Consider the following 12,573-nt stretch of genomic DNA (forward strand, 5'->3'; position numbering starts at 1 on the left):
AAAGAAGACTATGGGTATGCAGTTTCTGGAGTTCGCCCGTATCTGCGAGCACCTGGAAGGGGTCCCCGGACGCCTGGATCTGATCGAGCAGGTCGCCGCGGTCCTGCCCCGGCTCGACGACGAAGAACTCCCCGTCTTTGTCCGCTTCATCAGGGGCAGAGTCTTTCCCGACTGGAGCCCGCAAAAACTCGGCGTAGGCCCAAACCTCCTCTACGATGCCGTGGCCTACGTCGTCGGCACAAAGAGGGAGACGGTTCGCGAGGCGATCAACGCAACCGGCGATGCGGGCCTTGCCGTCGAGAGGCTCCTTGCAAACAAAGAGCAGACGTCGTTCTTTATTCAGGAGATGGACCTCGTCGAGGTGTATCGGGACCTCGAGCGGATGGCGGCCGCCGGAGGGCAGCGGTCCCAGCGGGAGAAGCTCCGGGTGGCGCAGCGGCTCTTCGGCAACGCCCGCCCGCTTGAAGGGCGATACCTCGCGCGGCTGATGCTCGAGGAACTCCGGATAGGCGTAGGGGAGGGGAACGTCCGCGATGCCGTCGCGCGGGCGTTCGAGGTTGATGTCCGCCTGATCGAGCATGCCCACCAGGCGATGAACGACCTCGGAGAGGTGGCCCTCCTTGCCCGGCGCGACCCCGCCGCGCTCTCGCACGTGACGATCGAACCCTTCCGGCCGGTGAAGATGATGCTTGCCCAGGCCGGCACTATCGCCGCCCAGATCGCCGATCACGGCGAGGTGGCGGTCGAGTACAAGTACGACGGGAGCCGGTTCCAGTTCCATAGGGTGGGCGACGTCTGCCGGATCTACTCGCGGAAACTGGAGGAGGTCACGGGGAGCCTCCCGGATATTGCAAAACAACTCATCGCGGCCACCGACCATGACGTGATCCTTGACGGCGAGGCTGTCGCCGTCCGCGACGGGAGGCCCATGCCGTTCCAGTACGTGATCCGGCGGTTCCGGCGGAAGCATGAGGTGGACTCGATGATGGAGAAGATCGAACTTGTCCCCCGGGTCTTTGATATCCTCTACCTGGACGGCGAGCCGTTGATGGACCGGCCCCTTGCCGAGCGGCGCACCCTCCTTGAAGGGGCGCTCGGCGCACATGTCGCGGAGCAGTTCCATGTCGGCGACGTTGCCGGGGCGGAAGCAATTTACGGCGAAGCGCTCGGTCTCGGGCACGAGGGCATCATGGTGAAGGTTCTCGACTCCCCCTATACGCCGGGCGTCCGTGGCCGCCTCTGGGTGAAGGTGAAACCCGGGGTCGAGACTCTCGACCTTGCGGTTATCGGGGCCGAGTGGGGCGAAGGGCGGCGGGCCGGTATGTTCGGGTCGTTCCTGCTCGCGGTCCAGGACCAGGGTCGCCTCCTCACCGTGGGGAAAGTGGCGACCGGGATCACGGACGAGGTTCTCTCGGAACTCTATGCTCTCCTGAAGGAGAGCGTGATCGCCCGGTCAGGAAAAGAGGTTACGCTTGAGCCGAAGGTTGTCTTCGAGGTGGGCTACTCCGAGATCCAGGCGAGCCCGAACTACGAGAGCGGGTATGCGCTCCGGTTCCCGAGGTTTGTGCAGGTGCGCGAGGATAAAGACGTCGACGAGGTCGAGACCCTCGATGCGCTCGTCGAGCGCTATCGCCAGCAGAAGAACGGGCAGGGTTCCCTTCCCGCCTAAAAGTCGAAGAGCGTCTTTTGCGTTGCGAGTTCCGGGATGAGCTGGCTGTAGGGGCGCCATCGGGTAAAGCCGATGAGGCGGGAGGCGAGGCCGACCGCCTCATCGAGAGTGGCGCACCCGGTCTTTGGCCCCTTCATGGCGTTCCGCGTCGCCTCCCGGACCACCCAGGTGCCGAGCGGCGCCCAGTACTCGCTCGTGACGTTCCGGAGCACGAGCACCCGTGCCGAACGACGCACGCTCTCCAGGTACTCCGTAACCGCCAGGCGGGCCGAGTAGTAGGCCCCCGCGAGCGGCGAGTAGCCGGACTTGACAGACCCTTCGCCGTCCTGAGCAATCGTCTCGTTCTCGCCGCCCCAGAGCGACTGTTTCCCCCAGACCTCGATCATCTCGAACTTCCAGTCTCCGGGGACGAGGAGGCAGACGATATGGTTTCCAAAGAGCGAGGTGGAGAAGACTTCAATCCCGCCGAGCGGCGGATACCGGGCGATCTTATGCTTGAGGTGCTTTGAGACCGTGTCGTCGACCGCCGTGATCGCCCAGCGAGTGGGGACCACGCGCCGTTTCCGCCCGAGGAGACCGGCGGTGAGGAGCTGGGTGATCTGGTAGACGTCGGTGCCCGACGTGTGGAGGATATCGCAGGCGTCGGTGGCGGAGAGGTCGGTATCGGACGTCGTCCGGTCCACCGCCCGGTCGAGCCGGGCGTTCCCGAGGACGTCCATCTTCCGGATGGCGCCGGTGAGCCCGATGGGGGCTATCGTCCCGTCGAACCGGAGGTCGAACGAGACGGGCTTTACGAACCGGACTTCGACGTCGAGCGGCCGGCTTGAGAGCGCGATCTCCTGGATGTTCCCGGCAAGTCCCTTCGCTTCGCCGGCGCCGCGTATCGTCCGGGCCCGCAGCCCCACGATATCCTCGATCCCGAGGCCCCGGGCGACCCAGTCCGGCGGGTGGTCGGCGTCGTCGATCATCAGCGGGCCTCCCGCGACCTTCGGGTAGCCGTAACTTCCGACGAAGACCGATGGTGCCGACCCCTGGTAGTGGTCGGTCGGCCGGACCGGGGCCTGAGCGTAGAACCGGCTCATGATCGGGCAGCGCTCAAGCCCGCAGAGTCCCTTCCCTTTACACTCGGCGCATCGCATCGTTACCCTCCCGGCGGTCGACGACGATCCGCACCCGTCCCGCAAGGGTGCGGAGCGTCTCTTCCACCCAAGCCTCCCAGCAGGGCGGCGTGAGGCCCCTCGTCGCTGCAACTTCCCGTCCGACATCGTCGTCCCGTCCGCAGGTGACCTCGACCACGACCGATCCCGGGGCGTACCCTGGCTTTACGATGGCGTCGGCGTCCCCGTCGACCACCCCGAAGACCGGGATGCCGGCGTGAGAGCAGATATGGCCGCAGACGGCGGTCGTGTCGTCGCCGATTGCAAGAACGCCGCAGACCCCCTCCCCGATCTCGCGGTAGAGGGTATGGCCGCAGTGGTCGATGACGGCGACCCTGCCCCCGCGGAAGGTGCGTTCGCCCCGGCCGGGCGGGACTCTCCGCACCGGCCCGCTCTTGCACCAGGCCGTATCGAGGTCGGGGAGGCCCGCCCGGAGAAGTTTCTCGAACCCGTGAGGTTTCGGGTCGAGCCCGGAGACGGCCCGGAGCGTCCCGCCCTCGCTCGTAAGGACGACCGTCTCTTCCGTCGCGGTCCCGATAACGATTCCGTTGACAAAGACCGCCTCTCCCGGGAGACACCCCCGGACCTCCCGCACGCCCTCCGGTCGGGCGCGTGCGCTTGTCTCGCGGACAAGAACAAATCCGGTCCGCTCTGCAATCTCGCCCGCAAGGGCGTCGTCGGTCCGGTCCCAGCAGTAAACGGTGCGGTTCGAGCATTCGACGTGGACAAGCCCGCGTTTGCTTTCCAGACGACCGGCGATGATCTCGCCGAAGATACGGCCCGACTCCGGGGTCTTCCCCCGGTTGACCAGATAGGTCCGGCCGTTGAGGGTATCGAAGACCGCACTCGGCCGCTCGTCCGTGCAGGTCGCCGGAAGTCCCGATTCCTCGGCGGCGGTCCGGCCCATCACTCCGGCGACAAGCACCCGTTGGGGGGCGAGGAGGCCGATCAGCCGCTCTACGTCGCCGGCATCGAAGGCTTCGGGGCCGTGCACCACCATGACGAAGTCCGCCGTCGGAGAATTCATAGCATAATTTTTGGCTTCGCGGACTATCAGGTTACCGTCCCGACGAGTTCTGCTGGAGGGGGAGGTAGGGGATCAGGGAACTCGCGAGTTTTGCAATATCCATGGACTGCAGGACGACCCGGCCCGGCCCGGTCAGCGTGGTCAGGAAGAGCCCCTCGCCGCCGAAGAAGACGGTCTTTATGCCCCCGGCGAGCTGGATGCTGTAGTCGACGGTGCTCTCGAACCCGACCACGAGGCCGGTCTCCACCCTGACCACCTCGCCGGGCGCAAGCGTCATCTCCATAATGTCGCCGCAGCAGTGGAGGAACGCAGCTCCCCTGCCGGAAAGCCGCTGGAGAATGAACCCCTCGCCGCCGAAGGCGCCCGACCGGAGGCGTTTCGTGAATGCGATGTCAAGGTCGATGCCCTGTTCGGAGCAGAGGAACGCGTCTTTCTGGGCGATGAACTCGCTCCCGGCAAGATTGAGTGTGTAGATCTTTCCCGGGACGTTCCCGGCGAAGGAGACGAACCCCTCGCCTCCCTCCGGTGTGAACTCGGTCATGAAGAAACTCTCCCCGGTCACCATCCGTTTGAGTCCCTTGAGGAGTCCGCCCTTCATGTGGGTTGTCATCTGCATGTTCCCGCTCATGTTGACCATGGCGCCGGCCTCGGCGCAGACGCTCTCGCCGGAGGCGAGGCGCAGGGTCACCATCTGCAGGTTGTCTCCGGTGATCTCGTAATGCATGCAGATGCATTTTTGTTGTCAGGCAATAGGTTTTCTCCTTAATCCACCGGAATTGCAGGACTTCGGCCCCCTGTTTCTCACAGGGCCCTCCGGTGTCGCCGTCGGCCGGGGTGGTCGACTTGGGCCGTGCCCCTTTCACCATCTTACCGCAAGGTTTATCATCCGGAGTGAGAACTCACTCCACGTGACCACCGGGCGCGAAGAACAGGCAGGGATACATCTCGAGGACATGCTCATTATTCCGGGAGCATACATCACGGACGAGATCGTGCGGACCGTCCTTGAGCGGCAGTGCAACCGGTGCGCCGGATGCAACGCCCCGCTCACTGCCGGTTCAACGCACTTTGATCTCCGGCAGCCGGTTATCTGCGGCGGTTCCCATACGTCGAGAAATTTTGAAGCCCTCTGCCCCTTCTGCCATCAAAACCGCATGCGTCGGATCCGGGTTCGCTTCGCCGACCATAGGAATAAGTAATGCTCGGGCCACATCTGTGGCTATGTCCTGCAGACGAAGTATATCTGGTGAGTGGCGGTCGGCGACCATGCAGACGGTGAGCGACTTCGCGGGGAGGTTCGCGCTCCCTTCTGCGCCCCCTCCCGGAGGGTGGCGCTCCTCCACGATGCGAATGCTCGGCGCCGTCGTCACCCCCGGGACGAGCGCTAATGTGGCGACTTCTCTCGCGGTGACGACCGTCGTCATCCCCGCGATCCCGAACCGGGCTCTCGCGGCGGCGGCCGGATTTGCCGCGGGTTCGGTCCTCGGGGGGTAATCCGCGGTATTACTCCCGCCGTCCTCTTCTCCGCGCCGGGACGAGGCACTTCCATGCGTTCCCGATGAGGTCCTCCCTCCCGGCCGCGCGGAGCCCCTCGCAGACGAGCCCGTAATTCTTCGGGTCCCGGTAGTGCAGGAGGGCCCGCTGGACCCGCTTCTCGCGGCCTTTTGGAACGTAGACCTCTTTGAGAGTGAAGGGGTCGAGCCCGGTGTGGTAAATGGTCGTCGAGATGCTCATCGGCGTCGGCGTGAAGTCCTGGACCTGCTCGGTGTAGAGCCTGGTGTCTCTGACGTACTCGGCGAGTTCGACCATATCCTCGACCCGGCACCCGGGGTGGCCGGACATGAAGTAGGGGACGAGGTACTGCCGTTTCTTCTTTCCTTCCTGGAGGGCCTCGAACCGTTTCCTGAAGGCATCGAAGACCTCGCGGGGCGGTTTTCCCATACAGGCGCAGACCCGCGGCGAGATGTGCTCGGGGGCGACCTTGAGGTGCCCGGATATGTGGTGATCGCAGACGCGGGCGAGGTACTCCCGGTCTTCCGGATCGATCAGGTCGTAGCGGATGCCGGAGGCGATAAAGACCCGGTTCACTCCCGGGACCTCTGAAAGACGCCGGAGCAGGCGGAGTTGCTCCTCGTGGCTGCGGTCGAGCGTGGGGCAGTCGATGCAGCGGCGCTCAGGACAGGTTCCGGCGGTCTCCCACCGGCCGCAATGGACCCCGTACATGTTCGCCGTCGGCCCGCCGACGTCCTGGACGACGCCCGTAAACTCCGGCATCGCCGCCATCCGCTCCACCTCCCGGACGATGGAGTCGATGCTCCGGCTCTGGATGATCCGCCCCTGGTGGTGGGTGAGGGCGCAGAACGAGCAGGAGCCGAAACACCCCCGGTGGCTGACGACCGAGAACCTGACCGGCTCGAGGGCGGGCACGGGTTCAGTGTAGGAAGGGTGGGCCCGCCGTGCGTAGGGGAGTTCGTAGACCCGGTCGAGTTCGCTCCCCGAAAGCGGCATTGCCGGGGGGTTCTGGACGACGACGGTCTTCGGGTGCGGCTGGGCTACGGGACGGCCCCGGAAGGGGTCCTGCTCGTTGTAGTGCAGTGCAAACGCATGGGCATAGGCGTAGCGGTCCTGCTTTACCTCCGGATAACCGGGGAGGACCGCGTATCCGGTCCTCTCCATGCCCCGCCATGTCTTCAGGTCGATCCGGTAGGCGGTGCCGGGGATGTCGGTGAGGGCGTCTATGCTCTCCCCGGCGGCGAGCCGGTTCGCGATGGCGACCACCTGCCGTTCGCCCATGCCGAAGACGAGGAGGTCGGCGGGGGCGTCGGCAAGGATGGACTGCCGGACCGAGTCGGACCAGTAGTCGTAGTGGGCGAACCGCCGGAGGCTCGCCTCGATCCCGCCGATGACGATCGGCGTCCCCGGGAAGAGGGCGTGGACCCGGTCGGTGTAGACGAGGGTCGCCCGGTCCGGCCGCAGAAATCTTCCGCCGGGGGAGTAGACGTCGGAATTCCGGCGCTTCAGGTTCGGCGTAAAGGCGTTCACCATCGAGTCGACGTTCCCGGCCGAGATCGAGAAGAAGAGCCGTGGCTCGCCGAGGCGCCGGAAATCAGCGTCGCGGCGCCAATCTGGCTGGGCGATGACGCCGACCGAGTACCCGGCGTCCCAGAGCACCCGCCCGAGGAGCGCGGTCCCGAAGAAGGGGTGGTCAACGTAAGCGTCCCCGGTGATGAGGATGATGTCGAACCGGTCGATGCCGAGGCGCTCCGCCTCCGCGACCGTCATCGGGAGGAACTCGGGCTCACCGGTCATGGGAGTACCCGGTCAAAGACCGGCAGATCGACGCCGATTTTTTCATCCCGAATTCGCTTTGCGGAGATGCCGACAAACTCCATGATCACCGCCTCGATGACCACATAGACCTCCGCTTGCTCCCGGAGGCACCCGGCGAGCGATTGAATTCCCTTTCCGGCCGCTGTGTGGATGTGAATGGACGGCTCCCCCTCTCCCGGGTAGATCGTGGCGAACCCGAGGAGTTCCCACCCCCCGAAGATCTCTTCGCCCTTCGGGGACGGCGGGATGACCGGCTCTTTTGGCCCGGTTACGATTTTCGCCGATCGCACGGCTCCGAGGAAGTGGATCATGCCGTTCTGGATGTTCATCGCTGCCGCAAACCGCCGGATCTCCCGGATGAAATCCTCCCCGTCGTCGATCCTGACGGTAAAGACCCTGCCGACCTGTCCTTCCGAGTACTGCATGGAATCAACTCTCCTGGATATTGATGGTGTCTTCCGGTATTATTAGTGCCTCCTCACCGGGCAGGGTTCATATGGGTCGACTTAGATAGAGGTAGCGTTTGCCGTCCCTGGCGGGGGGCAGAGGTGTGATTGCAGTGGTCTGGTTCCGGGAAGTCGAGTACCTGCGGGGGTTTGCGGCCCTCGCCGTGATCGCCGTCCACGTCTCGATGAACTTCACCCGGATCCCCGGCGTGGACCTGCTTTTCCTCCTGAACGTTGCCGTCTATATCTTCGCCCACTTTGCCGTGCCGGTCTTCATCTTCATATCCGGGTGGGTGCTCGCGGCGCGGTATTTCGGCGAGTATTCGATTCTGGAGTTCTATCGTCGCCGGATGCGGACGATCCTTCTGCCCTACCTCTTCTTTACTGCTCTCTACCTCCTGGTGAATGTCGAGGGGACGATCGGGTTTACCGGCGTGCCTGAACCCGGGAGAGTGGCGGAAGCCCTACTCCTCGGGACCGCCGCCTACAATCTCTGGTTCTTTGTGCTGATCATCCAGTTCTACCTCCTCTACCCGCTGATTGTCCGGGGTTATGACCGGTTCGACCGGGCCGGGGCGGTAGCCTTTCTCCTTCTCGCACTCCTCTTCGTTCAGGTCCTCTGGAACGCGTGCGCTCATCTCACGGGGGCATTTGTAGACCCGGAGTGGTACACGGTGCTGATCCGTCTCTTCCCATCGCACCTCTTCTACTTCGTGCTCGGGGTTTTCGTCGCGCGGCATACGGAACGGTTCCGGTCGGTGCTCCGTTCGCTTTCGCCGGCGGGGGTTTTCGCCGCTGCCGGCGGGAGCGCCCTCATCCTCGGCGGGATGTGGATGGCGGCGGTGCTCCGTGCGGGGAGTTTCTCCGGCACAACGCTCGCGGTCTTCTGCATCTACCGGCTCCTTGAACCGCTCTACTACGTCCCGGTCATTGCCGTGCTCGTCCTCGCGGCCTGGTGCCTGGATGAGAGGAGAAGCCGCGTGAGTGGTGCCTTCCGGTCGTTCGGGGAGCACTCTTACGGAATCTACCTTATCCACCCACTCGTCATCGCCGCCGGTGCGGCCGTCTGGTTCTCCATCACCGGCCTATCGTGGGCGGATTGGCCGACCTATCCGGTGATCTTCCTCGTGGCGGTTGCGGTGAGCTACGCGGTGGTGCGGGGGGCGGCGGGGATACCGTATGCAGGGTGCCTGCTCGGGGAGGCGAGAATGCGGCGGGGGTAGGCGGTGCAGTAACGGCCGGCACCGTCCCGGCCGGGGTGCTTGCCTGTTGTTCGCTCTGTGCCCGGGAGGATGGGAATGCACAAAAATGGGTGGAGGACCTATATCGTTATGGAATCTTTGCCGCGGCGCGCCCGGCAAGGTCCTTCAGGTGGTCGTTGTCGTATTCCCCCGCACCTGATCTCAGGCCTGGTATCCTGTAACTGATGCAGAAGTCGCCGCTGCCGGGAGACAGCAGCGGGACCCCGCCGATACAGAATCTATACCTTGAGTGGGTATGGTCACAATAAATATAAAAATAATCTGTCTATAAAATGTTGCTTTTTAGTCACATTTCGTAATTATCTGTCTTTATTTTCGTTATAAATATATTTATCCATCATCTTTTTACTTTTTATTAAATTTGATATATTTATATATCTGATTGGGTGAAAACTATCCCTGGGACGAATTGTCACATAAGAGTTTGTGAGCCGTCCAATGTTTGATTAACTCAAGAAAATGTGAGTGGTGTCCATCCTACCTTCAACTGCTGGACGAACACCACAATAGCCCGTAGGCAGGACGCGTTGGTTCTCTTCATACTTAAGGGTCTGCTCGTTGTGCCTCCGGTTCGAAGGGTGATTACCGATGAGCACGAAAGGTACGGAGAGAATCTTTTCTCTTATCATGGCGGTGCTGATGATAACCACGGCGTCCATTCCTGCCGTGAACGCCGCGGAATCGAATGCAACCGCATTGAATGTGAATACTGCCGGAGACTCGTTCTCCGGTAGGACGACTTCTGCCGTGGATACGCACAAAACGGCATCCGATACTGTTCAATCCCAGAAAAATCCATCATTGTGGTCGGAAAAGAACTGGTCGCAACCCACGTCCTAGATAAATGCTACCAACTCTGCCTCTGTAGAGACTGGGAACATCGGAGGATCAGGCGCTGCCGCCTCTTTGGCAGCAAATGTCACGTATGTGATCACCGATTCCGGCAAGACCCGGCTCAAGATCTATGACCCGGAGACCGGGGGCATTCGGATCACGGGGATCAAGGACGACGGCAGATCTGCTGTTACTGGCAGCAGCGATGACGACCTCGAGATCCGGCTGGTGAATACTACCCCAGATCTCGGTACGTTCACCGAGATCTTTGAGATCACCGCCCATCGCACGACTGTCCTCGACGAGTCGGAGGACTTCCTGGCCACATGGGCGCTTCATAACGGGAACGAGAATATCACCCGGGCCGAGTGGTTCGTCTGGGAGAAGCGTTCGCATCGTGTCGAGATCCCCATCATCGAATACCGGGACGTTATCCCCGGGAACGTTATTTCTGAGAGTGTTACCCCTGTGGATACCATTCCTGAAGTTATTGCCCCGGAAAACGTTACCTTTGAGGACGAAGTTCCAATAAACGTTACTCCCGAGAGTACTACTCCTGAGGGTGTTATTCCTGCGGACGCCGCTCTTGAAACCTTCGTTGCCCAGGAACCCTACATCGCCGGCACCGAGACGGTGGAGCGGTCCTGGCTGGAGTGGGTACCGTTCACCCCCGAAGGAGAGACGCTCAACGCCGGGGAGACCCGGTTGTTCAAGGTCGTCTACACCAAGCCCGCCGAGATCGGGCAGGTCGATATCAACACCGCCCCGATCTTCCGGGGTGTCGCGTGCCCCGAGATGACCTGGTGGAGCACCGCTTGGGCAAACCGGGTGCCGGTCACCGTCGCCAACCCGCCCTCGATCGACGGGTATGCCCACCGCGAAGTCGTCGCGTTCCGCTCCGGCATGCAGAGCGACTTCGACGACGTCCGGTTCGTCACCGACGACGGCACTGTCCTCGGCTACTGGAAAGAGACCTACATGGCCTCGGATTCGGCCGTCATCTGGGTCAATCTCCCCGCCAGTGCGACTTCGATCTGGATGTACTACGGAAACGAGGCCGCCGTCGATACCGGCAGCCGGGACAACGCCTACATCCTCTACGACGACTTCAACGGTTCGGATCTGGATCCGACCCTCTGGACGGATACGACTCCGGGCGCCCACTATTTCTCGGACGGCTGGATCTATGACGCCCAGGCCCGAGGTGCCGGCGCTCTGGTCTCGAACGAGTACGTGATCACCGACGGCGAGCCGGTGATCGTGGAGACGCACATTCACGCCGATAGCCTGCCGTCCAACGCCGGTTACTCCTGCGGGGCGTTCCCCTGGTTCGTCAACACCCCCACCAACGGCCTGCTTTGGTACCCGGAATCGCCGTCCTGGGACCGGTACGTCTTCGTGAATGGTGCGGCAGCCTGGCGGCCGGGAACTGCGCGCGGTCTTTCGACCGGCGGCGATTATTACAGCACCTGGTTCATCACCCCGGGAAGTCAGACGCACACCGTCAGCGGGAGCGCCTCGTTTACCGACGTTTTCACCGGCACCACCGGGATCTCCAGCCATCAGATGCAGATCCTCGGCGGCAACAACGTCCCTGACGGCCGGGTTATGCGGATGGACTGGATCCGGGTGCGGAAGTACGTTGAGGCCGAACCGATGTTCACCTACGGCGCGCCGCAGACGGCTCCCGTCGTGAAGACGGTTGTCGTCACCCCTTCGATCGCCGAGGTGGTGGGGTGAGACCGTCCAGTTCACCGCCACCGCCTACGACCAGTACGGCGAGGCGATGGAGGGGATCGCCTTCAACTGGGTAAGCACGAACGAAGCGGTCGGGACCGTGACTTCCGCCGGCATTTTTTCGGCCCGGGTTGCGGGGACGACTACGATCTCCGCAGTCACGTCGACCGGGGGCTCGTTCTGGGGGATTGCAGGAGTGACGGTCATCCATACCGTGACAGCCGGATCGGCCTGGAACTGGTCGACCGACGGATGGACCGGTTGGGCGCATAAAGCATCCTGGACGAAAGCTTCCGGCTCCTGCTCCGAGTACGGTCCCGTCATCGTCGGCGATCATGGGGAGCACGGTGCGGACGTTCACCTGGCTGCAGGTGCGGTGATAGCGACCGTCGAGCACGAGTTCACCGATCCTTCCGGCATCGGATGGGACGGCCTGACGCTCGTCGCACGCGTGCCGGGGACCGATGTCTCTCCCGGCCGCTGGATGACGATCGAGGTCAACGGCGAGGTTGTCTATGCGAAGTCCGGGTTCTCCAGTTCCGACCCTGCAAACCTGGTTCCGAAGGAGTTCCACGCCGACTTCCCGCCGTCCGGGACCGTGTGGGTGAAGGTCTCGCACGGGCAGAACCCGGCCTGGGACACCCGTTTCGCCATGGAGTACTACTCGCTCGAACTACATCCGCCTTCCTCCGCTGCCTCCTCCATCACCATCACCTCTCCCGATGACGATACGGTGGTGTCCGGCGGCAACGTCACCGTCGCCGGGAACGTCTCCGATCCGGCCATAACCAGCCTCACGCTCACCCACAACGGCGTGTTGTCGATCATTCCGGTGCAGGACGGGAACTTCTCGGCGGAGGTGACCCTTGCAGATGCGAACACGATCACGGTCGGCGGCTCCGGTTCAGGCGGCAGCCCGCAACCAGTTACCCTCCTCCTCGACGGGGACATGCTCCCGGCCGCCTTCTAGCAGGCGATCGGGTTTGATCCCCTCGACGCCGATTCCGACTGCTCGCAGTGGCCCGGGGACCAGGCCGGGAACGGGGTCATCGACGGCTACGAGGTCTTCGCCGGCGACCTCCCGGTCTTTGCGAAGTATCGGATCGGCGCC

General features: G+C 63.1%; 11 protein-coding genes. 6 read left to right on the forward strand and 5 right to left on the reverse strand.

The window, feature by feature from the left end:
• The first annotated feature begins 16 nt into the window (after positions 1–16).
• Positions 17–1,669, forward strand: a complete 1,653-nt coding sequence (locus BP737_RS07240; protein WP_292407571.1) for an ATP-dependent DNA ligase — start codon at positions 17–19, stop codon at positions 1,667–1,669.
• On the opposite strand, the gene BP737_RS07245 is transcribed toward BP737_RS07240, so the two are convergent.
• The 3 genes from BP737_RS07245 to BP737_RS07255 are packed head-to-tail and all read right to left on the reverse strand — an operon-like array spanning position 1,666 to position 4,577.
• Entirely contained in the window at positions 1,666–2,808 is a 1,143-nt protein-coding gene (locus tag BP737_RS07245) for a hypothetical protein (RefSeq protein WP_292407574.1), read from the reverse strand. The genes BP737_RS07240 and BP737_RS07245 overlap by 4 nt on opposite strands.
• A complete protein-coding gene (locus BP737_RS07250; RefSeq protein ID WP_292407577.1) occupies positions 2,789–3,853 on the reverse strand; it encodes a DUF2117 domain-containing protein in 1,065 nt (354 codons plus the stop codon). Before BP737_RS07250 ends, BP737_RS07245 begins: the two co-directional genes overlap by 20 nt.
• A gap of 31 nt (positions 3,854–3,884) precedes the next feature.
• Positions 3,885–4,577, reverse strand: coding sequence for a TIGR00266 family protein (locus BP737_RS07255; RefSeq protein WP_292407580.1), 693 nt, complete (start codon positions 4,575–4,577; stop codon positions 3,885–3,887).
• A gap of 184 nt (positions 4,578–4,761) precedes the next feature.
• Between BP737_RS07255 and BP737_RS07260 the strand changes: the two genes are divergently transcribed.
• On the forward strand, positions 4,762–5,052 hold the full coding sequence (locus BP737_RS07260) for an HNH endonuclease (protein WP_292407583.1): 291 nt from the start codon (positions 4,762–4,764) through the stop codon (positions 5,050–5,052).
• A gap of 67 nt (positions 5,053–5,119) precedes the next feature.
• A complete protein-coding gene (locus BP737_RS07265) occupies positions 5,120–5,347 on the forward strand; it encodes a hypothetical protein (RefSeq protein WP_292407586.1) in 228 nt (75 codons plus the stop codon).
• Between the two features lie 9 nt (positions 5,348–5,356).
• On the opposite strand, the gene BP737_RS07270 is transcribed toward BP737_RS07265, so the two are convergent.
• The gene (locus BP737_RS07270; RefSeq protein ID WP_292407589.1) at positions 5,357–7,162 is read right to left on the reverse strand and encodes a YgiQ family radical SAM protein; all 1,806 of its coding nucleotides are present in this window, start codon (positions 7,160–7,162) and stop codon (positions 5,357–5,359) included.
• Complete coding sequence (locus BP737_RS07275) at positions 7,159–7,608, reverse strand: PPC domain-containing DNA-binding protein (protein ID WP_292407592.1); 450 nt, start codon at positions 7,606–7,608, stop codon at positions 7,159–7,161. Before BP737_RS07275 ends, BP737_RS07270 begins: the two co-directional genes overlap by 4 nt.
• Before the next feature lie 125 nt (positions 7,609–7,733).
• On the opposite strand from BP737_RS07275, the gene BP737_RS07280 reads away from it, so the two are divergent.
• The 3 genes from BP737_RS07280 (at position 7,734) to BP737_RS07290 (ending at position 12,432) form a co-directional block, all read left to right on the forward strand.
• Positions 7,734–8,852, forward strand: coding sequence for an acyltransferase (locus BP737_RS07280; protein WP_292407595.1), 1,119 nt, complete (start codon positions 7,734–7,736; stop codon positions 8,850–8,852).
• Between the two features lie 945 nt (positions 8,853–9,797).
• Positions 9,798–11,465, forward strand: coding sequence for a DUF2341 domain-containing protein (locus BP737_RS07285; RefSeq protein ID WP_292407598.1), 1,668 nt, complete (start codon positions 9,798–9,800; stop codon positions 11,463–11,465).
• Positions 11,428–12,432, forward strand: coding sequence for an Ig-like domain-containing protein (locus tag BP737_RS07290; RefSeq protein WP_292407600.1), 1,005 nt, complete (start codon positions 11,428–11,430; stop codon positions 12,430–12,432). Before BP737_RS07285 ends, BP737_RS07290 begins: the two co-directional genes overlap by 38 nt.
• Positions 12,433–12,573: the final 141 nt, after the last annotated feature.

The organism is Methanoculleus sp. UBA291 (assembly GCF_002499755.1).
In the GTDB taxonomy this organism is placed as follows: Archaea; Halobacteriota; Methanomicrobia; order Methanomicrobiales; family Methanoculleaceae; genus Methanoculleus; species Methanoculleus palmolei.

Bases quoted from the DNA above. Each gene is read 5' to 3' on its own strand.
- BP737_RS07240 (WP_292407571.1), top strand. From the start codon at position 17: ATGCAGTTTCTGGAGTTCGCCCGTATCTGCGAGCACCTGGAAGGGGTC.
- BP737_RS07245 (WP_292407574.1), bottom strand. From the start codon at position 2,808: ATGCGATGCGCCGAGTGTAAAGGGAAGGGACTCTGCGGGCTTGAGCGC.
- BP737_RS07250 (WP_292407577.1), bottom strand. From the start codon at position 3,853: ATGAATTCTCCGACGGCGGACTTCGTCATGGTGGTGCACGGCCCCGAA.
- BP737_RS07255 (WP_292407580.1), bottom strand. From the start codon at position 4,577: ATGCATTACGAGATCACCGGAGACAACCTGCAGATGGTGACCCTGCGC.
- BP737_RS07265 (WP_292407586.1), top strand. From the start codon at position 5,120: ATGCAGACGGTGAGCGACTTCGCGGGGAGGTTCGCGCTCCCTTCTGCG.
- BP737_RS07270 (WP_292407589.1), bottom strand. From the start codon at position 7,162: ATGACCGGTGAGCCCGAGTTCCTCCCGATGACGGTCGCGGAGGCGGAG.
- BP737_RS07275 (WP_292407592.1), bottom strand. From the start codon at position 7,608: ATGCAGTACTCGGAAGGACAGGTCGGCAGGGTCTTTACCGTCAGGATC.